Genomic DNA, 21,095 nt, shown 5'->3' on the forward strand with positions numbered 1-21,095 from the left:
GCATACGAGAAAACCTATGGACGTCACCGTAATCTGGGCCGCGATCATCGCATTGGGGCTCTTCATGTACGTCGTGCTCGACGGCTTCGACCTCGGCATCGGCATCGTCTTCCCGTTCTTCCCGGACGAGAAGGAACGCGACCTGATGATGAACACCGTCGCACCCGTGTGGGACGGCAACGAGACGTGGCTCGTGCTCGGCGGCGCCGGGCTGTTCGCGGTGTTTCCGGTCGTCTATTCGACCGTGCTGTCGGCGCTGTACCTGCCGCTGATCTTCATGCTGGTGTGCCTGATCTTCCGCGGCGTGTCGTTCGAGATCCGCGCGAAGGCGCGGCGCACGAAGCAGCTGTGGGATCTCGCGTTCATCGGCGGCTCGGCCGGCGCGACGTTCTTCCAGGGCATTGCGCTCGGCGCGTTCCTTCAAGGCATCAACGTGAAGGACGGCGTGTTCGCGGGCGATGCGTTCGACTGGCTCACGCCGTTCAGCCTGCTGACCGGCCTCGGCCTGATCGTGACCTATGCGCTGCTCGGCTGCTGCTGGCTCGTCGCGAAGACGGAAGGCGACCTGCAGCGGCGCCTGCATCGCGTCGTGTGGCCGCTGACGGTCGTGCTGCTCGGCTTCATCGCGGTCGTCAGCCTCTGGACGCCGCTGCAGGATCCGGCCATCGCGCAGCGCTGGTTCGACTCGGGGCTGTTCTGGCGCCTGCTGCCGGTGCCGTTCCTGGTCGCCGGCTGCGCGGTGTGGATGCGCCGCGCGGTGCGCGCCCGGCACGACATGACGCCGTTCGTGCTCGCGCTGGCGCTCGTGCTGCTCGGCTACGTCGGCCTGCTCGTCACGCTGTTCCCGTATGCGATTCCCCAGACGATGACGATCTGGGAAGCCGCGGCGCCGCGTTCCAGCCAGACCTTCACGCTGGTCGGCGCAGCGGTTATCCTCCCGATCATCATCGCCTACACGACGATGGGTTACTGGGTATTCCGAGGCAAGGTGCGCCATGAAGACCAGCATTACTACCACCACTGATTCCGCCGATGGCCAGCCCGCTGCGCCGAAGCCGCGCATGCGCGGCTGGATGTGGTTCGTCGTCCTGTGGGCGGGCGGCGTGCTCGGCGCCGTCACGCTCGGCTATGCGTTCAAGATCTTCATGAACCTGACGCTGTTTGCGGTGAAGTAGACGAAGCGGCTGCCGGGTCGGGCGACGATCCGGCAGCCGTTTTCTCGCCGACGGCTCGCGCTTCGGCTGGATGCACCGGGCGCCGCACCGACATCGGCACCCATTCTCCAAGCGGCGGCAGCGCGCCTTCCGTTCCCCGTTCCTCCTTCACGCCCCCGGCGCCGGCACGTGCGTGCCGCTCACCGCTCGCACTTCGTCGCGCACATCGCCTTGTCCACTTCCGTGAAGAACGCCTGGTAGTACTCGGGCTCCATTACGGTCTTGGTCCGCGAATCTCCGGCGCTGTCCCACACCGTGCGATCGAATCGTGCCCGCACGATCGCGACATGCGCGTTTGCGACGTGCGCGTTTGCGACATGCGCGTCACGCCCCTCCCGAACCGTCACGATCGCGGCCACGCGTTCATGATCGGGCTTCACCGGCAGCATCCCGATGCGGGCCTTCAGCGCACCGCGCAACAGCTGACGCCACTTCGGGATCAGCGTATCGCTGCGCCCCGCTTCCACCAGCCCCGAATCGCGATCGACCGTCACCGGCGCATAACCCTGCGCGCGCAGCACGCCGGCCACCGCGTCGAGTGCGCGCCCCTGCGTCGCACCGGCATAGCGGCGATCGGTCATCATGCGCAGCGTCTGCTGCTCGCTTTCGGACAGGTCGACTTCGGTCTGGCTCGAGCTGTAGCGCACCAGCGATCCCCCGCTGCCGATCTGGCGTTCGTTTTCCGGCTTCGACGCACATCCGGCCAGTAGCGCGAGCAGCCCGGCACAGGCGAGCGCCAGCGCGCCGCGGCCGCGCGCCGGCGGCACCGCTGCCTCGCGACGCATCGCGCGCCGGGCGCGAAGTCGGCGGCGAATTCCGGTTGATCGGCAATCGGGTGGCGCTATGATCGTCATCGCGGTGTTCTCCTGTCGGCGCCATCATAGGGACGCGCCCCGACCGCCACAAACGACATTTTTTGACCCACTGTGTAGCTTTTCTTCGCGATCTCACGATGCGCCGATTGCCGCCCCTGAACGCGCTGCGCAGCTTCGAAGCTGCCGGCCGCCTGCAGAGCCTGACCCTTGCCGCCGATGAGCTGAACGTGACCCAGAGCGCGGTCGCGCAGCAGATCCGCGTGCTCGAATCGTTCTTCGGGCAGAAGCTGTTCGAGCGCGACGGACGCTCGTTACGGCTCACGCCGCGCGCGCGGCATTACCTCGTCGACGTCGCGAGCTGCCTCGGCCGGCTCGCTCAGGCCACGGGGCAGATGTTCGAACCCGGCGGCGGCCATCCGGTGCGGATCAACACGTCCGTCTCGTTCGCGCACGGATGGTTGCTGACGCAACTGGCTGCGTTCCAGGCCGACCATCCGGACATCGACGTGCAACTCGTCACGACGCCCGACAACGAGCGCGACCAGTTCGACGAAACCTGCGACATCGTGGTGCGCCGCTATACGCCGGAGCTGCGCCGCAAGGGGTTCGTGTCGCGGCCGCTGCTCGCGACCGTCGCGGTGCCGGTGTGCGCGCCCGGCCACCCGGTGCTCGACCAGGCACGCACGCCGGCCGACCTGCGCAACGCGCCGCTGCTGCATTACGCGGGTTTGCCGCAGGCGTGGCAATACTGGTTCCATCAGGCGGGCTCGGTCGTCACCGAGACGCTGCGCGGGCCGTTCTATCGCGAGTTCTTCCTGATGATCAAGGCTGCGGCAAGCGGGCTCGGCGTGTGCCTCGCACCGCGCGCGGTGGTGCGCGACGACATCGAGCAAGGGCGGCTCGTCGCGCTGTTTCCGGAAGTCCACCTGGAAGCGCCGCCGTTTCATTGCCTGTATCGCGACGACGACGATCCGTCGCTGCGCACGTTCGTCGACTGGCTGTTTGCGCGGGCGGAGGCGCTGGAGGGGGCGCCGCCGGGATAGCCGGCGAGGGGTAGAAAGCAGGAACCGATGAAGCAGCCCAAGGCGGCTGCACCGTCACGTCCACCTAGGCGTTCTGTCGCACCACACCGAGCTTCAATCCCAGCATGCCGAAGATGCGGTTCATCGTCTGTACCGTCCCGTCGCTGCGGCCTTGCTCGATATCCTGAATCGTCTTCGTCGACACACCGGCGAGCTTGGCCATTTCCGCGCTGGTCAGCCGCATCGCTTTCTTCAGATGACGTACCGATTCGCGCAACGACCACTCGGGATGCGCGAGCACGTCTTCGATCGCTTGTCGTCGGAGCGAAAGCTGTTCGGGAAGCGGCAGCGCGTTATAGCGTTTGTCCATTGCGTCACCCGTGCCTAGCGCAACGCATCCCGCTCACGCGCCAGCCGCTCGAGCCCCGGCTTCAGAAAGGCATGGACATCGTGCTCCAGCTTGAAATCAGAAGTCGTCAATTATTGGAAATACCGTCATTTCGGTGGAAATCTATACAAATTGCAACGAATAGCACATACAACTTATGTAGATTTCTGCCGAAACATGAATCCTTGCCGTTACTTCAGGCAGTGCTGAAAGCGCTCGGATTCTCGTTCAACGACCTATCGCCGCTCGCGCAACGCCGCCTCGATCTTCCGATCGGTCTTGTACTGGCTCAGCGCATACACCGACCAGATCGCGGCCGGCAGCCAGCCGACGATCGTGAGTTGGAGGATCAGGCAGATGATCCCGGCGATCGGGCGGCCGATCGTGAAGAACTGGAACCACGGCAGCAGCAGGGCAAGCAAAAGGCGCATCTGGACTCCTTTCGAGGCGTCGTTGAAGGTTCGTGCACCGCCAATATGGCGAGTTGCCCGGGCCATTTCAAGTCCGCTGCCGACGATCCCCGGACGAGAAGCCTCAACCTCATCCCATCGGCCTACGCCGAATCGGCCAGCCACCGCGCGACCCGCGCCACGAGCGGATCCGCTTCGTCGAAGCATTCGGCGCCCGCCACGCGCGGCGCGTCGCAAATCGCGAACACCGGCTTGCCCCACTGCAACCCGAGCGCGATCTCGGACAGCGTGCCGAGCCCGCCGCCGACCGCGATCAGGCACAGCGATGCCCGCGCGACCAGTGCGTTGCGCGTGATGCCGAGCCCGGTCGGCAGCGCGACGCTCAGGTAGGGATTCGCGAGCGTCGCATCGTCCTCCGGCAGCAGCCCGATCGCGCACCCGCCGGCCGCATGCACGCCGCGCGCGGCCGCCTCCATCACGCCCTGCTTGCCGCCGCCGACGATGGCGACACCCGCCGCCGCGAGTGCATGCGCGATCCGCTGCGCGACCCGCATCTGTTCGTCGGTCGCCTCGCGCGGACCGATCACGCCGACCGGCATGCGGTGCCGCCGCGTGCCGCGCTGCCGTTGCGCGAGTTGCGCCAGCGCGTCGGACGCCGCTTCCGACCACTCATCCATGACGTCGTTGCCGTACAAGGCCTTCCCCTAATGCAAGAACGCAGGTGCAGATCGCCGTCAGCACGATCGACAGCACGGCCGCCTGCGAGAAATCGGTTTGCCCGTCCGACAGCTTCAGATACATCAGCAGCGGCAGGATGTTGATCTGCGTGCCGGCCAGCGCGAGCGCCGTGCCGTAGGTGCCGAGCGCGATCGCCGTGACGAGGCACCACGCGGACGCGACCGACGGCCACAGTTCGCGCCACGCGACGTCGAGCCACGCACGCCACGGGCGCGCGCCGAGCGTCAGTGCCGCCTCGAGCGGCCGCCGGTCGAGATTCGCGAGCGCCGGGTAGATCATCAGCGCGACCCGCGGGATCAGGTAGTACGCATACGCGACCGCCAGCCCCGGCATCGTGTAGATCGCGCCGCCGAGCACGGTCGGGTCAGCGCCCAGCGACGCCGCGAGCGTGGTGACGAAGCCGGCGCGGCCGAACGCGAGGATGAAGCCGTACGCGATCACCAGCCCGGAGAACGCGAGCGGCACGCCGAGCAGCGCGAGCGTCCAGTGGCGGCGGGCGGGCGACTGCCCCGCCAGCGCGAATGCGACCGGCACGCCGATGCCGACCGACAGCGTGCCGGCGCCCACCGCCAGCGCCAGCGAATGTGCGATCGCATCGGCGACGAGCGGATCGCGCAGCACCGCACCGAACGCACGGCCGCCATCCGTGAAGGCCGAGCCGACGAGCGCGGCGAGCGGCAGCGCGAAGCACACCGCCAGCAATACCGCCGCCGGCACCGCGCCGAAGCGGCGCAGCGCGCCGCGTTCCGCCAGGGAGGTCTGCATCGCGTGCCCCTTACTGGCCGAGCGTCGCCTGCGACCAGAGCTGGTCGACCTCGGCCTTGCGCGCGGCCGCCTTCGCCACGTCGAGCGGACGCACCTGCGGCGCCTTCGGCAGCTTCGCCGCGACATCCGGCGCGACCGGCGTGCCGGGCACGGCCGGCCGCACGAAGCCCTGCGCGAACAGCGCCTGCCCGACGTCGCTCATCACCAGGTTCAGCCACAGCTGCGCGGCGGACGGGTTCGGGCCGTTCTTCACGAGGCTCATCGCATACGGCGCCGATACGCTGCCGTCCTGCGGAATCACGACGTCGGCTGCGTCACCCATGCCGTCGACGTACTTCGCCTTCAGGCCGTCGTTCTCGTAGCCGATCAGGATCGGAATCTCGCCCTTCACGAACTTTGCGTAAGGCGTCGTGCCTTCGACGCGCAGCACGTTGCCCGCACGCTTCAGCTTGCCGAAGAATTCCGTGCCGGGTTTCGGGTTCTCGACGCTACCGCCGTTCGCATACGCGGCCGCGAACACGGCGACCTGCCCTTGCCCGGTCGAACGCGGGTCGAGATAGACGACCGCGTTGCGATACTCCGGCTTCAGCAGGTCGGACCAGCGCTGCGGCACGTTCTTCACGAGCTTGCGGTTGACGAGGAACGCGATGTTCAGCGAGTGCACCGCGAACCAGCGACCGTCCGCCGAGCGAAACACGTCCGGCAGCTTGTCGAAGTTGACCGGCCTGAACGGCGCGACGACATCCTTGCTTTCGGCGTCGAGCGCCGACGCGGCGAAGTAGTACGCGGTATCGGCCTGCGGACGGCGGCGCGACTTGTCGAGCGACACCACGGTCGCGGCCGAGCCGATGTCGTTGTAGGTGATCTCGACCTTCGGATAGCGCTTGCGGAACTCGGCGAACAGCGCCTTCCAGTTGGCCCATTCGGGGCCCGTGTCGAACGACACGACGAGCCCTTCGTCGGCGGCCTTCGCATACAGCGCGTCCTCGCCCGAATACAGCGGCGCGGCGTGCGCCGGCACGGCGGCCAGCGCCGCGAACGCGCAGAGCGCCAGCACGCCGGCGCGTAGGGTTTTCACAAGAGGGTGGCCTGCAGGCATCGGGGATCTCCGTTGAATGAAAGGGGTCATTGCGCGTCCGGCGCGGCCGGCAGCACGAGCAGATGGCGCGGGTCGATCGCGATCCGCCGGGTGGCCGGCACGCGGCCTTCGCACAGCAGCGGGTCGGCCGAGCCGGCGGGAATGAAGTCGTAGCGTTGCATCGCGCCGAAGTAGCGCACGTCGCCCGGCGCGCCGTCGATGCGGTTCACGCCGTGCGCCGGCGGATCGGCCTCCACGTGCTCGGGCCGCACCAGCACCTCGACCTCGGCGCCCGGCCGGTGCCCGCCGGTCTCGACGCGCAGCGTCGCGAACCGCACGTCGACCGTGTCGGGCGCGGTCACGCGGCCGCGCAGCAGCGTCGAATGCCCGACGAAGCGCGCGACCCGCGCGGACACAGGCCGCTCGTACAGGTCGCGCGGCGCGCCGACCTGCAGCACGCGCCCGCCGTCGACGATCGCGACGCGGTCGGCCATGCTCAGCGCCTCGTCCTGGTCGTGCGTGACGAGCAGCGTCGTCGCGCCGCACGCGCGCTGCAGCGCGCGAATCTCGTCGCGCAACTGATGGCGGATGCCGGCATCGAGCGCGGCCAGCGGCTCGTCGAGCAGCAGCAGCTTCGGCTCGATCACGAGCGCACGCGCGAGCGCGACACGCTGCTGCTGCCCGCCGGACAGCATCGCGATGCCGCGTTCCGCATGCGCCGCGAGGCCGACGCGCTCGAGCATGTCATGCGCGCGCTGCCGCCGCGCATCGGCCGTGACGCCGCGCATTTTCAGCCCGTACGCGACGTTGTCGGCCACCGACAGGTTCGGGAACAGCGCGTAGTGCTGGAACACCATGCCGACCTCGCGCCGCCACACCGGCACGCCGGCCATGTCGGCGCCGCCGATCGCGATGCGGCCGCTGCCGCCGTCGAGCAGGCCGGCCGCGAGCCGCAGCAGCGTGGACTTGCCGGAGCCGCTGCGCCCCATCACCGCGAGCAGCTCGCCTTGCGCGGCGGACAGCGTGACGTCGTCGACGCCATGCCGCGCGCCGGGATACTGGAAACTGACGTGTTCGAACTCGAGACTCATGACGGACTCACTTCATACGTTGCACGGTGCCGACCGATACGAGCGTCGCGAGCACGGCGAGGACGAGCAGCACGACGGTCGCCGCGCACGCCATCCCCGACGCGCCGTAGAACGCCTGCAGCAGCACGATCGGATAGTTGCGATAGCGAAAGCCCGCGATCAGGTTCGAGATCTGGAATTCGCCGATCGACAGCGCGGCCACCATCACGAGCCCCGAAAACAGGCTGTGCCGCAGGTTCGGCAGCACGATCGTGACGAACTGGCGCAGCGGCGTCGCACCGAGCGTCGCCGCACAGGCCTCGAGGCGCGCGAGCCCGAGGTGGCGCAGATCGCTGAGCAGCGTCTGCAGCAGGTACGGCAGCGTCAGCACCGCGTGGGCCGCGATCATCAGCGGCAGCGTGCCGAGCCACGGCAGCGTGTCGCCGCTGAAGATCGCGATATAGCCGAAGCCGAGCGTCAGCGCGGGCACGGCCACCGGCATCAGCATCACGACGCGGGTCGCCATGCCGCGCCCGGCCTGCGCACGGTGATGCAGCGCATATGCGAGCGGCAGGCCGACCGCGGCGTTCAGCGCACAGCACGCCAGCGCCACCGTCAGGCTCACGCCGAATGCGCGGGTGAAGCTGCGATTTCCGGCGAGATCGGCGAACCAGTGCCAGGTGAAGCCGGTCGGCAGCAGCGTGTTGGTCCACGACTGGCCTACCGAGCCGATCAGCAGCAGCACGATCGGCAGCAACAGGTAGAGCCCGAACACCGCGACGAGCGCGTGCAGCAAGAGACGTCCGACACGCGGACGCACCGGCCTGTTACGCGAAATCGGAACACCATCGGCCAGGGCCGGGGCGGTAGACGCAGGCATGAAAACACTCGCGGACAAGAGACGAAGACACCGCGCAACGCCCGCCGGGCGGGGCTGTCACGCGTTTTATGGATGGCCGCAGTGTGCAGAGTCGACATGGCATCGTCATGAAAAAAACGTACAAAGCCCGCATCGATCTGTGCGCCGAAGGAATAGTCGCGATGAAGCACCTGTATCCGAACGTCTCGGAACTGCACGCATTCACCTGTTCTGCGAAGTATCTGAATTTCTCGTACGCGGCCCGCGAACTGGGCCTGACGCCCAGCGCGGTCAGCCGGCAGATCGCGAATCTCGAGGCGCTGTTCGGCGTGAAGCTGTTCGTGCGCGAGGGGCGCAGCCTCGTGCTCACGCGTGCCGGACAGGTGTACCACGCGCGCGTCGCCGGCCCGCTGCGCGAGATCGGCAACGCGTCGATCGAACTGCTGAGCGCGCGCGAAAACGGCGACCTGCTGACGATCGCCAGCGTGCCGACGTTTACGACCAAGTGGTTCGTGCCGCGCCTCTCGCGCTTCCTGGCCGTCGCGCCGGGCGTCACGCTGAGCTTTCGCCGCCATCTCGCGCACGGCGACATCTTTCCGTTCGGGCTCGACGCGGCGATCCGCTACGGCGACGGGGCATGGGAAGGGGTGCGAAGCGATTACCTGGACGGACGAACCTTCGTGCCGGTCTGTACGCGCGAATTCGGCGAGCGGCACGCATTGCGCACGCCGGCCGACGCCGCGCCGGCGCCGCGCCTCGTGCACGAGCAGGCGGAAATCGCGTGGTCTGCGTGGGCGGAACGCCATCGCGCGACGCAGATGAACGCGCTCGCCGGGCCGCGCTTCGAACAGTATTCGGTGCTGATCCAGGCCGCGCAGGCGGGACTCGGGCTCGCGCTCGTGCCGCGTTTCCTGATCGCGGACAATCTCGCGGCCGGCACGCTCGTCGAACCGTTCGATGCGCCCGTCGAGGTCGACGCGCAGGGGCACTACCTGTGCTATGCGCCGGAACGCCTCGAGACGAGCGAAGCATTGCGGCACTTCAGGGAATGGATGCTGGACGAATGCGCGCCGGCGTAAGCCGGCCCGCATTCGTCAGACGACAGGACGCGCTTGGCCGCGCGCCCCGCCGCCGCACCGGACACCACAGGGCAGCGGCGTCCGGCTGTCGCCGTCAGCGGCGGATGCCGAGCCCCGGCAGCACCTCCGTGCCCTCGGCCACCACCGCGTGCAGCAGGCGCGGGTCGGCACCGAGCAGCCCGAGGATCGTCGGCGCGACCTGCTTCGTGCCGACCGTGTCGGTCACCGTGCGTGCGCGATGCAGGCCCGGATACGACACGAGCAGGCCGAGGTGGCTGTCGTCCGGCGCGTTGCCGCCGTGCTCCTCGTCCTTCTTCGTGCTGGACGTGTAGATCACGCCCGGATTCGGCTGGACGATGATGTCCGGCGTGCGGCCGTTGGCCGGATCGCCGAAGCGCTCGGCGAGCGCCGCGCCGTACAGCACGTACGCCTGCGGGCCGTCCGCGCAGATCCCCGGCGCGTTGCAGCCGAGGTTCGCCTTCAGCGTCTGCACCACGGCCGTGCGCTGGTTGCGGTCGCGCAGCCAGATCAGGCCGACGTCGTCGGTCTGCACGAAGCCGGTGTCGACCAGGCCGGAGCCGTCGTTCAGGTTGCCCGTCGTCGTGTTGTTCTGGCCGAAGTTGCCGTTCGGGTCGATGTAGTTGTTCGCTTCGAGCAGCTTCGTCAGCGTGTCGCCGTTCTTCACGAGCTTCGTGTGATCCGTCGGCGACTGGCCGTGCTTCGCCGTGACGATCACGGCCGTCGACGCATACAGGTTCGCCTGCTTCAGCGCCGCGACGATATGGCCGATCGAGTTGTCGACGTACGTGATCGCGTTCGCGACCTGGCCGTTCGGCGTGAAGTTCGCATCGAGATAGCCGCCGCCCTTCGCGACCGGCGCCTTCTGCGCGACGCTGAGCGTCTGGAAGTTGCCGCCGAACAGCGTCGGCACCGGCGCGCTCTTCGTGCCCGTCGAGTCACGGCCGTTGATCTGGTTGATCAGCGCCTGCACGTGCAGGTTGTCGAACTGCGCGGTATGCGAATAGACGTCCGTGTAGTTCGTCTTGGTCACCGGGTCGATCGAGTTGATCTCGGTGCGCATCAGGTCGTCGACGCCGGTGCCCGACGGCCCGTTCAGCCAGTCGTAGCCCCACGCGTGCTTGTCGGCCCATGCGGTGGTCGCGTTCGGGATGCCGGCCTTCACGGCCTCGAACACCGTGTTGGTCTTCACGTAGTTGTGCGGATAGACCGGCACGCACTTGCCGTTGACCTTCGCGTTCGGGATCGCCTGCGGGTTGAACGCGCCGCCGCCGTTCAGGTGGACGAGCGCGCCGCCGTTCTGGGCATCGATGCCGGTCGTCTCGTCGAACACGACGTTCCAGCCCTGCTTGCCCGAGCAGCTCGTATCGCCCGGCGCGTACAGGTTGCGGTCGTACGACACGTCGTAGAACAGGCCGGCCGTCTTCGGCGAGCCGCCCGTCACGAGCGCCGCGAGGCCCGGGAACGAATCCGACAGGCCCGGCGTATAGGCATTCGTGTACGTCACGCCGCTCTTCGCGAGCACCGCGATGTTCGGGCACGTGTTCGCGCCGATGCAGCGCGCGAGATCCTGCTCGTGCAGGCCGTCGACGCTGATCAGCAGCACGTGCTTCACGACGCGGCTCGCGTGGCCGCGGTCCTCGCCGTGACTGTCGTCGTCCTGCTGCGCGGCGTGCGCACCCGCACCGGCGAGCGCCAGCGCGCTCGCGACCATCGCCACCACCTTCCGCTGCTTACCAAGGAAAGACATGATCACCCCACCTCTTCGATTGACGTTGAACTGCGTGACTTGCCATCAGGCGCGCAAGAATATGGGCGCGTCGTGGGTCGCTCGCATGAAGCGGGGCTTTCTGTTTTCTATCAAACGTAACCAATCGCAAGTGACACGAATCGGTCGCAAAGCAAGGTGGCCTGGCGCACATTGCGAAAGGCGCGCTCGCCTGCCGGCACGCCGCCGGTGCATCGGTCGATCCGTCCGCGGCGTCATCGGTCGTACGATTTTTTTTCCGGCTTGGCGCGCGACTATTGGCGTGTGATAAAGGGTTTTCCCTGACCCGGAGCACGAGTATGTCGACCCTGGAAGCCCTCCGGTTCGTGCTGGACGATGCACGCACCCCCGAAATCATTCGCCACCACGTCGTCGACGCGTTGCAGTACGCGTTGCGCAACTACGGACAGGTGTTCACCGCGAAGGAAGTCGAATGGCTGGCGCAGTGGGACGACGCGCGTCTGCCGCTGGCTGCGAAGAAGGAACTGGGCAAGCGCGAGGAACCGGCGATCGCCGCGCGCTGAAGGAAACGCGCCGCCGCGCCCGAACGGATGAACGGGCGCGGCAGCGGATGGCCTGCTTACTGCAGGCCGAAGTCGACGCGGGTCGTCGCGCCCTTGTCCTCGATGCCCTTCGCATCGAGCTTCGGCGCGACGATGAACACACGGCTCGAATCGATCTTCCCGTCGAGGTACTGGCGCACGGCCTGCGCGCGCTGCTGCGCGAGCGCACGCAGCGCGTTGTCGTCGGCCGGCGCGTGCTCGGCGAGCGCCTTCTTCATGTCGGCGTCGGGCAGCGTCTTCTGCAGGCCGATCACGTTGCGCGGCTTCTTGAAGTCGGCGGCCTTGTACGCGCGCGTCAGGTACTTGCTGTACTCGGCCGGCTCGACCTTCACCGACATCGGGTCGATGCTCTCGCCCTGCCCGATCACATCCTTCAGCTTCTGCTGGCGCACGAGCCGCTCGACGTACGCGTCACCCAGCCCCGAGGTGTCCTTCGACGGATCGACGCGGCCGATCAGGTCGAGGCGGATCGACGGTTTCTCGGTCAGCATCTTCACGACGGTGTCGAGCTTCTTCTGCTGCGCGTCGTCGAGCTGGTACGAGCCCGGCGCGAATTCGACGTAGCCGAGATCCTCGCCGCCGCCGCCGAACGCATGCGCGAGCAGCGAGAACGGCGACGTGACGGCCTTCGCGATCAGGTTCAGCACCGCACGCCAGATCAGCCCGCCGACGCTGAACTCCGGATTCGACAGCGAGCCCGACACCGGCAGGTTCACGTCGATCTGGCCGCGCGTGTTCTTCAGAAGCGAGATCGCGAGCTTCACCGGCAGCCGGGTCGCCGTGTCGTTCTCCACGTGGTCGCCGAACGTGAGCTGGTCGATGAAGATGTGGTTGTTCGCCTTCAGCTGGTCGTTCGCCAGTTCGTAATGCAGGTCGACGTTGAGCTTGCCCTTCGTGATCGGGTAGCCCGCGTACTTCGCCGAGTACGGCGTCAGGTTGGTCAGCTCGATGTCGTGCGCGGTCGCGGTGAGGTCGAGCGCCGGCTTCTCGATCAGCGGGTTCACCGAACCCTTGATCGAAATCGGCCCGTTGCCCGCGAGGTTCGCGGCGACGTCGACCGGCGCGGACGTCGTCGAATCCGTGCCGAACGCGCCGACCGTGCCCTTGATCGCAATGAGGTTCGCCGTGTAGTTCGGCTTGATGAAGTTGTCGGTGTACGTCACGCGGCCGTTCTGCAGCAGCAGCTCGCCGAAATGCATGCGCACCGGGTTCTGCGGCGGCGGCGCGGCCTTCACGACCACCGTCGCCGAAGCGGCGGCCGGCGCGGATGCCTGCTGCGCGGCCGCGGCCGACGCGGCCTGGGCGGCGGCCGGCGGCGTCACGCCCGGCGACAGCGGCACCGGCTCGCCCTTGCTCGCGTCACGCGTGAGCGACTGCGCGGGGCCCGTTTCCTTCGCAACCACGTCCTTCAGGTTCAACCGCCCCTGCGCGTCGAGCAGCACGCGGCCGTAGAAGTTCGAGAACGTCACGCGCGCGGCATCGACGTCGGTGCCCTTCTCGTCGTAGTTCGCCTTCAGGTTCGTCAGCGCGAGCGAGCGCCAGCCCGCGAACGGGTCGGAGGTCGCCTTGTCGAGCATCCGCACGTCGACCAGCGCGACATCGCCGCGGTAGGTCGCGCGCGGCGCGCCCTTCACCTGCGCGAACGTCAGGTTGCCCTGCGCGTTGAGCAGCGCACTGGCGATCGTCGCGTTCAGCGCGCTGCCGAAATACGGCTCGAACGCGGCTGCGTCGAGGCGGTTGCCGTTGATCTTCAGGCCGAGCTTCAGCGGCTGCGCGGCCACGTCGCCCGTCACGTTCAGCGAACCCTTGCGGTTCAGCGTCGCCTTCAGCTGCACGGGCAGCGGCCGGGTCATGTCGTCGCTGATCTTCTGCACGGACAGGTCCAGCGGCTTGATCGCCAGCTTCACCGGGCGCGGCGTCGACAGGTCGGTGAAGTTCGCGGCGGAATCCTTCACGTTCAGCGCGTCGATCCGGTAATGCCACGACGGCGCGGCGGCCTCGGCCTTGCGCGCGACCGTGCGCTTGGGCACCGCGGCCTGCGCGGGTTCGGCCAGCGCCGCGAGGTCGATCTTGCCGTCCTTCAGGCGCTGCACGTCGAGCGCGAGCCCGCTGACGTCGACGCTGGCGATCTCCGCGATGCGCGTGGCCACGTCGACCTTCGCGATCTTCGCGTGCGCGTCGGGCAGCACGATCGCGGGCGCCTTCGCGTCGGGCGTCGCGATCTTCAGCGACTTCAGGCTGACCGTGCTGTCGGCAACCTGCGCGGCGAGCGGCGTCTTGCCCCAGTCGGCCTTCGCGTTGACGGTCGCGCCGAGCGTGCCGTCGAGCACACGCGCCCGCGTCGCCTCGCCGAGGTACGGCTGCAGCGCCGGCAGCGCGAGCGCGGCGACCGTCAGCTTGCTCTCGGCCTGCTTCTGCGCGAGATTGAACGCGCCTTCGGCCGTCACGTCGCCGCCGCGCGACAGCGACGTCGACAGCGTGTATTTCGCGGGCGTCTTGCCCTGCATCGTGAAGCCGTCTAGCGTCGCGGCGAGCTTCGTGAGCGACAGCGCGGTCGGCGTCGCCGGCACGCGGTCGTCGACGTTGACCGTGCCGCCGTCGATCGCGAAATGGCGGATCGTCAGGTCGAGCGGCGGCGCCTCCTTCGCGCCGGCGCCGGCTTCGGCCTTTGCCCCGCTGGCGGTGGCTTCGGCAGCGGCGGAAGCGGCGGCGCCCGACGCCGCCGGCTTGCCTTCGGCGGGCTTCGAGGCGGCTGCCGGCTGCCCGGCGAGCTTCTCGACGTTCAGCACGCCCTGCTTGTCGCGCGACAGGTCGACCACCGGCTGGTCGATCCGGATTTCGTCGAAATGCATCGCGTTGCGCAGCGGTTCGAGGCTGGCCGCCGCGACGTGCACGCCGCGCGCAGCGAACAACGGTGCGGACGCATGATCCGTCACCTTCGCGTCCTTCAGGTCGACGGTACCCGACACGCGCAGCGCGGGCGTCTCGCCGCTCATCACGAAATTGACCGCGAGGTCGCTGCTCAAGAGGCCGCTCGTCACGGCCACCGGCAGCTTCGCCGGCACGTACGAGATCAGCTTCGGCACGTCGAGGCCGTCGAATTTCAGCGCGATCTCCGATTCGCGCGACTGCGCGAACGGCTTGGTCTTGCCGTCGATCGCGATCGGGCTGCCGTCGAAGCGGGCGCGCAGCTTCGGCTCCACGAAGATGTCGGTCTTCGAGGCCAGCGTCGCGATGTACGGAATGCCGAGCGTCCAGTTGTCGACGACGTGCTGTTCGTTCAGCAGACGGTCGTCGAAATCGATCCGGCCGTTGTTGACCTGGATGTTCGACACCGAGAACTGCGTCGGCTTGCTTTCGGGTTTCGGCGACGGCGTCGAGAACTTCTCGATCAGGTCGGTGAAGTTGAAGCGTTGCGCGTCGTAGCGGACGATATGAAAGCGCGGCGAGTCGAGGCGCACTTCATTGACGATCGGCGCGCCGCGAAACAGCGACGACCACGACGGCCGCACGACGAGCTTCGCGATGTCGATGAAGTCGCCCTGCCCGCCTTTGTCGCCGAGATGGATGCCGTCGGCTTCGAGGTTCAGCGTGTACGGGTTCAGCGCGATGCGCTGGATCGTGGCGGGCCGGTCGAGCTGCTTGCTCAACTGCTGTTCGGCGATATGGCGGATCAGCGGCGGCGCCGCGAAGAACCCGAGCAGTCCGAATAAAACGATGAAGATCAGCAGGCCGATGCCAATGCGCCGGGCCCGGCGCGAGCGTGCAACGCCACCGAGGGCATGGAGGGTGGAGGGTACGGTTTCTTTGTCTGCGCTTGCCATGCTTGAATGCCTCGGGATGGAATGCCGGGCCGCGCCGGAGAACCGGGCGGCCGCGCACGCTATCCCGAAAGTATAGGCTCAGGAGGGGACGGGACGAGGTTCGGGCGCCGTCGCGCCCGCCGGTCGGACAACGCCGCCGGTCATCCGTTCATTTCCGGACGACGACGGGCGGCATCCACGACCCGTCGCTCGCCTGCGGCTTCGGCGCATAGAGGCGCAACGCGAGTGCAAAATCGGCGCGCGGCGCCGGCAGCCAGTTGGCCGCCTGCGTGCCGCCCGGCGACGCCGACACGACGATGTCGATCGAGCCGTCGTGGTTGCGGCGCAGGCGGTCGCGATCGCCGAGCGAACGGCGCGCCGACCCGACGTCGGGCAGCGCGCCGTTGGTCGCATAGGGCGTCAGCGTCCAGAATGCGCGCACCGGCGGCAGCGCGCCCGGCGCGAAATGCAGCACGTAGCGGTTCGCGCCGTTCAGCGGATGGCCGTCGCTGTCGACGCGGACGACCGCGAGCGTTTCATCGTCGCGCGTCGCGGTGCCGAACTGCGTGTAGGCCGCGTACGCGCGCAGCGTGTAGTCCTGGCCGTACTTGCCGGCCGTATCGCCGATCCAGCTCCAGCCGTTCGCGTTCAGCAGGTTCGACGGCGGGGTCGAGAGCCGCGCGCGTGCCTCGGCGACGCCGGCCGTCGCGGCCGCGAGGCGGTCGCCCGTCCACAGCACCGGGTAGCCGGCCGACACGCCGATGTCGCCGAGCAGTGCCTGTGCGTGCGCATCGTCGGCCGGCGCCGGGTTGTCCTGCAGCGCCTGCGCGAAGCGCGTGAAGAACGCCTTCGGATCGAGTGCGGCCACCTGCTCGGCCGGCGTGCCGCCGCCCACTGCTTCGGACGGCGCGCTGCCCGCATGCACCGCGACCGACGCGCCGCGCGCCGCGCCCGTGTAGACGGACAGCGGCACCACGCGGATCGCGCGCTGCAGTTTCTTCACGTTCGTGAGGTCGCGCCCGCCGCTCGTCTGCAGCCGGACTTCGAGCCACGCGTTGGCCGACGGGACGTCGATCCGGACCGCGCCCTTCGGCAGCGTGCCCTGCCAGTCCTTCGCGGCGAAGGCAATCGTTTGCGATCGCACGCCGCCGCGTGCCCCGCGTGCGGCCACGCTCGACGACGACCACAGCACGTTCGTCCACATGTCGAGGGCGCGCGCATCCCAGTAGCGGCCGCGCGTGTCGGGCAACGTGACGATCACGGGTTCGGTCGCGACGTCCAGCCAGCCGGTCGAGTCGAGCGTGTCGACGCCCGGCAGCGGCGGATTGACCGCGCCGACGGGCGGCAGCGCCTGCGCATGGCGCAGCGTGTTGAGCGGCGCCTGCCCCGGCTGCGCACCGTCGCCGCCCGTCGCCGCTTCCTTCGCGACGTCCATCAGCACGAGCGGATACGCGTAGACGTAGGAGTCGGCGACTTCCGCGCGCATCCAGCCGGTTTTCCGCTGGATGGCGTCCGGTTGCGACGCGCACCCCGCTAGCAACGCCATGATGGCGAGCGACGCGCACGCGCGCCGCAGAGAAACTGATTCCTGCTGGTTTTCAATCATCGATTACTGGCCGAATATCATTCTTTTCAGTCAACGCCTTGTTCGACTTGCGAATGGCGAAAGCAAGGCACCCCAGCCTGCCCGGACAACCGTCTCGCTACGGTTCATAACGGTGGGCGCTGATGTCAGGCCGGTATCATAGCGCCTCAGGGCATCCCCCAATATGCCGATTAGCGGGTGGCGCGTATTCGCGGGCTGACCGGTCCCAAATGTTTCGTCGGATCTCCAGGGAAATTGGGGCGACATCGAAGCGGTTTCGGCTGGCCTTGGATCTGTCTCAGCGGAGTTCGAGTTGCCATCTGGATGGACAAATGGTGTCATTATTGACACCGGCTCGACGCGACGCCGGAAGGCGCGCTCGCCGGCATCCGCCGGCTCGTCGCCGAGGTCGTGCGCGACATGACCGCGAACGGCGAAAAGGTGCCCGAACCGATCGCCGACCGAACCTATAGCGGTGAATTCAAGGTCCGCATCCCGCCGCAAGCTCACCGCGCGCTGGTGATCCAGGCCGCCGAACAGGGCGTCAGCCTGAACCGTCTCGCCAGCGCCAAGCTCCGCGCGTAGCCAGCCACGCGATCGCGTGCAAGCACGTGACGCCCGGCCTTCCTCGTGGAAGCCGGGCGTTCGCTTTTCCGGGCCGTGGCACCCTGTGAACAGGGATGGCCTTGAGCCGATCCGCCCGCCTTGCATCGCATGCATCATCCACCGCTTGACCTTACCATCGTGGGAATGTTGATACTGGGATCATTGGCGGCATGAGCCGCGCATTCAGGGAATCCGACATGACTGAACCACTTGCCTCCGCAGCGCTGCATACGATCGAGCTGAGCATCGACGGCATGCATTGCGGCGGCTGTACGGGCCGCGTGCAACGGGCGCTGGCCGCGGTGCCGGGGGTCGTCGAGGCGGCGGTTGACCTCGACACGCACACCGCGACGGTGACTGCGCAGGAAACGGTCGACGCCGCGCAACTCGTCGAGGCGGTCGGCGCAGCCGGCTACCGCGCCGCCGTGCGCGACCCGCTGCTCGGGGGCGCCGCGACGCCGCATGCCCATCCTGTCGAAGCCTCACCCGCGCCGCTGGCCGCAGCCGCTCCCACTGCCCGCCACCCGCTTCCGGCCGACAACACCACCATCGAACTCGATATCGACGGGATGACCTGCGCATCGTGCGTGTCGCGCGTCGAAAAGGCGCTGGCGAAGGTGCCGGGCGTCACGCGCGCGTCGGTCAACCTCGCGACCGAGCGCGCCACCGTCGATGCCGCGGCGAACGTTTCCGCCGCGCAACTGGTGGACACCGTGAAGCAGGCCGGCTACGGCGCGACGCCGACGGTAACGGATGCCGGCGTCGCCGCGTTCGCGCCTTCGCTGCCTGCCGCGCCCGCCAGCATCGAACTCGACATCGACGGGATGACGTGCGCGTCCTGCGTGTCGCGTGTCGAAAAGGCGCTGGCGAAGGTGCCGGGCGTCACGCGCGCGTCGGTCAACCTCGCGACCGAGCGGGCCACCGTCGACGCCGCGCCCGATGTAACCGCCGCCCGGCTCGCCGAAGCCGTGAAACAAGCCGGCTATGGCGCGACGCCGGTGGCCGGCGCCGCGATCCCGCCGGCAGCCGCCATCGCCCCCGCCGATCTCGAACTCGACATCGGCGGGATGACCTGCGCATCGTGCGCCGGCCGCGTCGAGAAGGCGCTGGCCGCCGTGCCGGGCGTCGCGCGCGCTTCCGTCAACCTCGCGACCGAGCGTGCGTCGGTGCACGGCGCGGGTGCCCTCGACGCCGCCACGCTGATCGCGGCCGTCACCACAGCCGGCTACCGCGCGTCGCTCTCCGCCGCATCATCAGCCGGCGCCCCCACCGGGGCTGACGCGCAACCGGGCAGCCCCGCGCAAGACCCCGACACCCGCAAGCACCTCGAAGCGATTCGCGAACGCGATCTCGTGATCTGGTCCGCCGTGCTGAGCGCGCCCCTCGTCGCACCGATGCTCGTCGCGCCGTTCGGCATCGACCTGATGCTGCCCGGCTGGCTCCAGCTCATGCTCGCATCGATCGTCCAGTTCGGCTACGGCGCGCGCTTCTATCGCGCGGCCTGGCATGCGGTGAAGGCGCGCACCGGCAACATGGACCTGCTCGTCGCGCTCGGCACGTCGGCCGCGTACGGGCTGAGCCTGTGGATGCTGCTGCGCGATCCTCTGCATCCCGGCCACCTGTATTTCGAGGCGTCGGCCGTCATCGTCACGCTGGTGCGCTTCGGCAAGTGGCTCGAGTCGCGCGCGAAGCGCCAGACCACCGACGCGATCCGCGCGCTGAACGCGCTGCGTCCCGACCGCGCACGCGTCGTCGAGCACGGCGTCGAGCGCGACGTGCCGCTGGCGCAGGTACGCGTCGGCACCCGCGTCAGCATCCGTCCCGGTGAGCGCGTGCCGGTCGACGGCCGGATCGTGTCGGGCCGCTCGCACATCGACGAATCGCTGATCACCGGCGAAAGCCTGCCCGTGCCGAAGGACGACGGCGACCCCGTCACGGCCGGCTCGATCAACGGCGAAGGCGCGCTCGTCGTCGAAACCACCGCGATCGGCGCGGAGACGACGCTCGCGCGCATCATCCGCCTCGTCGAATCCGCGCAGGCCGAGAAGGCGCCGATCCAGCGGCTCGTCGATCGCGTGAGCGAGGTGTTCGTGCCGGCGATCCTCGGCATCGCGTTGCTGACGCTGGTCGGCTGGCTGATCGCCGGCGCCGGCACGGAAACCGCGATCCTCAACGCGGTCGCGGTGCTGGTCATCGCGTGCCCGTGCGCGCTCGGCCTCGCGACGCCCGCCGCGATCATGGCCGGCACGGGCGTCGCGGCCCGGCACGGCGTGCTGATCAAGGATGCGCAGGCGCTCGAACTCGCGCAGCGCACGACCGTGATCGCGTTCGACAAGACCGGTACGCTGACCGAAGGCAAGCCGTCCGTGACCGCGTTCGAAGCGGTCGACGTACCGCATGACGAAGCGCTCGCGCTCGCGGCGGCGGTGCAACGCCAGAGCGACCATCCGCTCGCGCGCGCCGTGGTCGCCGCGCACGACGCCGACCTGGCCGCACGCGGCGGTGCGGTGTCGTCGCCTGTCGCCGCCGATGCGCGTGCGGTGGCCGGACGCGGCGTGGAAGCACGTGTCGGCGGGCAGTTGCTCGCGCTCGGCAGCACGCGCTGGCGCGACGAGCTCGGCATCGCGGCGCCGCCCGCGCTCGACGCACGCGCGGCGGAGCTCGAGCGCGCGGGCAATACGATCTCGTGGCTGATGCGCGCCGACGCGCCGCGCGCGTTGCTCGCGCTGATCGCTTTCGGCGACACCGTGAAGCCGGGCGCCCGCGACGCGATCGCGGCGCTGTCGGCGCGCGGCGTCGCGAGCGTGCTCGTGACGGGCGACAACCGCGGCAGCGCGGCCGCCGTCGCGGCGTCGCTCGGGATCGGCGAGGTGCATGCGCAGGTGCTGCCCGACGACAAGGCGCGCGTCGTCGCCGAGCTGAAGCGCACGCACGGCGGGATCGTCGCGATGGTCGGCGACGGGATCAACGATGCGCCCGCGCTCGCCGCGGCCGATGTCGGCATCGCGATGGCGACCGGGACGGACGTCGCGATGCACACGGCCGGCATCACGCTGATGCGCGGCGACCCGGCGCTCGTCGCGGACGCGATCGACATCTCCCGACGCACGTACCGGAAGATCCAGCAGAACCTGTTCTGGGCGTTCGTCTACAACCTGGTCGGCGTGCCGCTCGCGGCGCTCGGCTGGCTGAACCCGGTGATCGCGGGCGCGGCGATGGCGTTTTCCAGCGTCAGCGTCGTGACCAACGCGTTGCTGTTGCGGAGATGGAAGGGGCGCGCGCGGTGATGTGTGGCGAGGGCGTGGGCTGGTGAC

General features: G+C 68.7%; 17 protein-coding genes and 1 pseudogene. 7 read left to right on the forward strand and 11 right to left on the reverse strand.

Annotated elements, in window-relative coordinates; all coding sequences use genetic code 11:
* Positions 1-16: 16 nt before the first annotated feature.
* Positions 17-1,024, forward strand: coding sequence for a cytochrome d ubiquinol oxidase subunit II (cydB, locus tag CFB41_RS30440; protein ID WP_039364378.1), 1,008 nt, complete (start codon positions 17-19; stop codon positions 1,022-1,024).
* Positions 996-1,175: a hypothetical protein gene (locus CFB41_RS30445; protein ID WP_089441452.1), complete on the forward strand. Its 180-nt coding sequence runs from the start codon at positions 996-998 to the stop codon at positions 1,173-1,175. The genes cydB and CFB41_RS30445 overlap by 29 nt, the downstream gene beginning before the upstream one ends.
* Before the next feature lie 179 nt (positions 1,176-1,354).
* On the opposite strand, the gene CFB41_RS30450 is transcribed toward CFB41_RS30445, so the two are convergent.
* On the reverse strand, positions 1,355-1,999 hold the full coding sequence (locus CFB41_RS30450) for a hypothetical protein (protein ID WP_256941296.1): 645 nt from the start codon (positions 1,997-1,999) through the stop codon (positions 1,355-1,357).
* A 167-nt stretch (positions 2,000-2,166) separates the two neighbouring features.
* On the opposite strand from CFB41_RS30450, the gene CFB41_RS30455 reads away from it, so the two are divergent.
* Entirely contained in the window at positions 2,167-3,072 is a 906-nt protein-coding gene (locus CFB41_RS30455; RefSeq protein ID WP_241026123.1) for a LysR substrate-binding domain-containing protein, read from the forward strand.
* Between the two features lie 64 nt (positions 3,073-3,136).
* On the opposite strand, the gene CFB41_RS30460 is transcribed toward CFB41_RS30455, so the two are convergent.
* From CFB41_RS30460 to CFB41_RS30490, 7 genes are all read right to left on the reverse strand, one after another.
* Positions 3,137-3,421, reverse strand: coding sequence for a helix-turn-helix domain-containing protein (locus tag CFB41_RS30460; RefSeq protein WP_089459154.1), 285 nt, complete (start codon positions 3,419-3,421; stop codon positions 3,137-3,139).
* Positions 3,422-3,675: 254 nt separating this feature from the next.
* Complete coding sequence (locus CFB41_RS30465; protein ID WP_089459155.1) at positions 3,676-3,870, reverse strand: YqaE/Pmp3 family membrane protein; 195 nt, start codon at positions 3,868-3,870, stop codon at positions 3,676-3,678.
* A gap of 122 nt (positions 3,871-3,992) precedes the next feature.
* On the reverse strand, positions 3,993-4,526 hold the full coding sequence (locus tag CFB41_RS30470) for a TIGR00725 family protein (protein WP_089459156.1): 534 nt from the start codon (positions 4,524-4,526) through the stop codon (positions 3,993-3,995).
* On the reverse strand, positions 4,519-5,352 hold the full coding sequence (locus CFB41_RS30475; protein WP_089441446.1) for an ABC transporter permease: 834 nt from the start codon (positions 5,350-5,352) through the stop codon (positions 4,519-4,521). Before CFB41_RS30475 ends, CFB41_RS30470 begins: the two co-directional genes overlap by 8 nt.
* 10 nt (positions 5,353-5,362) lie before the next feature.
* Positions 5,363-6,451, reverse strand: a complete 1,089-nt coding sequence (locus tag CFB41_RS30480) for an extracellular solute-binding protein (protein ID WP_089459157.1) — start codon at positions 6,449-6,451, stop codon at positions 5,363-5,365.
* A gap of 26 nt (positions 6,452-6,477) precedes the next feature.
* Positions 6,478-7,521: an ABC transporter ATP-binding protein gene (locus tag CFB41_RS30485; protein ID WP_089459158.1), complete on the reverse strand. Its 1,044-nt coding sequence runs from the start codon at positions 7,519-7,521 to the stop codon at positions 6,478-6,480.
* Positions 7,522-7,528: 7 nt separating this feature from the next.
* Positions 7,529-8,380 carry an ABC transporter permease gene (locus tag CFB41_RS30490; protein WP_089459159.1) on the reverse strand — a complete coding sequence of 284 codons (852 nt, stop codon included), beginning with the start codon at positions 8,378-8,380 and terminating at the stop codon, positions 7,529-7,531.
* A gap of 161 nt (positions 8,381-8,541) precedes the next feature.
* Here CFB41_RS30490 and CFB41_RS30495 point away from each other — a divergent pair, with 161 nt between their 5' ends.
* Entirely contained in the window at positions 8,542-9,438 is an 897-nt protein-coding gene (locus CFB41_RS30495; protein ID WP_089459294.1) for a LysR substrate-binding domain-containing protein, read from the forward strand.
* Between the two features lie 94 nt (positions 9,439-9,532).
* Here the strand turns inward: CFB41_RS30495 and CFB41_RS30500 are convergent, their stop codons facing one another.
* Complete coding sequence (locus tag CFB41_RS30500; protein WP_261316977.1) at positions 9,533-11,206, reverse strand: alkaline phosphatase family protein; 1,674 nt, start codon at positions 11,204-11,206, stop codon at positions 9,533-9,535.
* Positions 11,207-11,523: 317 nt separating this feature from the next.
* On the opposite strand from CFB41_RS30500, the gene CFB41_RS30505 reads away from it, so the two are divergent.
* Positions 11,524-11,748, forward strand: coding sequence for a hypothetical protein (locus CFB41_RS30505; protein ID WP_027790361.1), 225 nt, complete (start codon positions 11,524-11,526; stop codon positions 11,746-11,748).
* A 56-nt stretch (positions 11,749-11,804) separates the two neighbouring features.
* On the opposite strand, the gene CFB41_RS30510 is transcribed toward CFB41_RS30505, so the two are convergent.
* Positions 11,805-15,611: a DUF748 domain-containing protein gene (locus tag CFB41_RS30510; RefSeq protein WP_089459160.1), complete on the reverse strand. Its 3,807-nt coding sequence runs from the start codon at positions 15,609-15,611 to the stop codon at positions 11,805-11,807.
* A gap of 148 nt (positions 15,612-15,759) precedes the next feature.
* Positions 15,760-17,196, reverse strand: coding sequence for a DUF1254 domain-containing protein (locus tag CFB41_RS30515; protein ID WP_089459161.1), 1,437 nt, complete (start codon positions 17,194-17,196; stop codon positions 15,760-15,762).
* 333 nt (positions 17,197-17,529) lie between these two features.
* On the opposite strand from CFB41_RS30515, the pseudogene CFB41_RS30520 reads away from it, so the two are divergent.
* Both CFB41_RS30520 and CFB41_RS30525 read left to right on the forward strand, forming a co-directional pair.
* Positions 17,530-17,760: pseudogene (locus tag CFB41_RS30520) on the forward strand (toxin-antitoxin system HicB family antitoxin); the annotation flags it as partial.
* 218 nt (positions 17,761-17,978) lie between these two features.
* Complete coding sequence (locus tag CFB41_RS30525) at positions 17,979-21,068, forward strand: heavy metal translocating P-type ATPase (RefSeq protein ID WP_089459162.1); 3,090 nt, start codon at positions 17,979-17,981, stop codon at positions 21,066-21,068.
* Positions 21,069-21,095: the final 27 nt, after the last annotated feature.

Source organism: Burkholderia sp. AU33803 (assembly GCF_002223095.1).
GTDB lineage: Bacteria > Pseudomonadota > Gammaproteobacteria > Burkholderiales > Burkholderiaceae > Burkholderia.

Coding starts and splice junctions, on each gene's coding strand:
- CFB41_RS30515 (WP_089459161.1), bottom strand. CDS start 17,196: ATGATTGAAAACCAGCAGGAATCAGTTTCTCTGCGGCGCGCGTGCGCG.
- CFB41_RS30465 (WP_089459155.1), bottom strand. CDS start 3,870: ATGCGCCTTTTGCTTGCCCTGCTGCTGCCGTGGTTCCAGTTCTTCACG.
- CFB41_RS30505 (WP_027790361.1), top strand. CDS start 11,524: ATGTCGACCCTGGAAGCCCTCCGGTTCGTGCTGGACGATGCACGCACC.
- CFB41_RS30495 (WP_089459294.1), top strand. CDS start 8,542: ATGAAGCACCTGTATCCGAACGTCTCGGAACTGCACGCATTCACCTGT.
- CFB41_RS30490 (WP_089459159.1), bottom strand. CDS start 8,380: ATGCCTGCGTCTACCGCCCCGGCCCTGGCCGATGGTGTTCCGATTTCG.
- CFB41_RS30485 (WP_089459158.1), bottom strand. CDS start 7,521: ATGAGTCTCGAGTTCGAACACGTCAGTTTCCAGTATCCCGGCGCGCGG.
- CFB41_RS30445 (WP_089441452.1), top strand. CDS start 996: ATGAAGACCAGCATTACTACCACCACTGATTCCGCCGATGGCCAGCCC.
- CFB41_RS30450 (WP_256941296.1), bottom strand. CDS start 1,999: ATGCGTCGCGAGGCAGCGGTGCCGCCGGCGCGCGGCCGCGGCGCGCTG.
- cydB (WP_039364378.1), top strand. CDS start 17: ATGGACGTCACCGTAATCTGGGCCGCGATCATCGCATTGGGGCTCTTC.
- CFB41_RS30470 (WP_089459156.1), bottom strand. CDS start 4,526: ATGGATGAGTGGTCGGAAGCGGCGTCCGACGCGCTGGCGCAACTCGCG.
- CFB41_RS30480 (WP_089459157.1), bottom strand. CDS start 6,451: ATGCCTGCAGGCCACCCTCTTGTGAAAACCCTACGCGCCGGCGTGCTG.
- CFB41_RS30500 (WP_261316977.1), bottom strand. CDS start 11,206: ATGTCTTTCCTTGGTAAGCAGCGGAAGGTGGTGGCGATGGTCGCGAGC.
- CFB41_RS30455 (WP_241026123.1), top strand. CDS start 2,167: ATGCGCCGATTGCCGCCCCTGAACGCGCTGCGCAGCTTCGAAGCTGCC.
- CFB41_RS30475 (WP_089441446.1), bottom strand. CDS start 5,352: ATGCAGACCTCCCTGGCGGAACGCGGCGCGCTGCGCCGCTTCGGCGCG.
- CFB41_RS30510 (WP_089459160.1), bottom strand. CDS start 15,611: ATGGCAAGCGCAGACAAAGAAACCGTACCCTCCACCCTCCATGCCCTC.
- CFB41_RS30525 (WP_089459162.1), top strand. CDS start 17,979: ATGACTGAACCACTTGCCTCCGCAGCGCTGCATACGATCGAGCTGAGC.
- CFB41_RS30460 (WP_089459154.1), bottom strand. CDS start 3,421: ATGGACAAACGCTATAACGCGCTGCCGCTTCCCGAACAGCTTTCGCTC.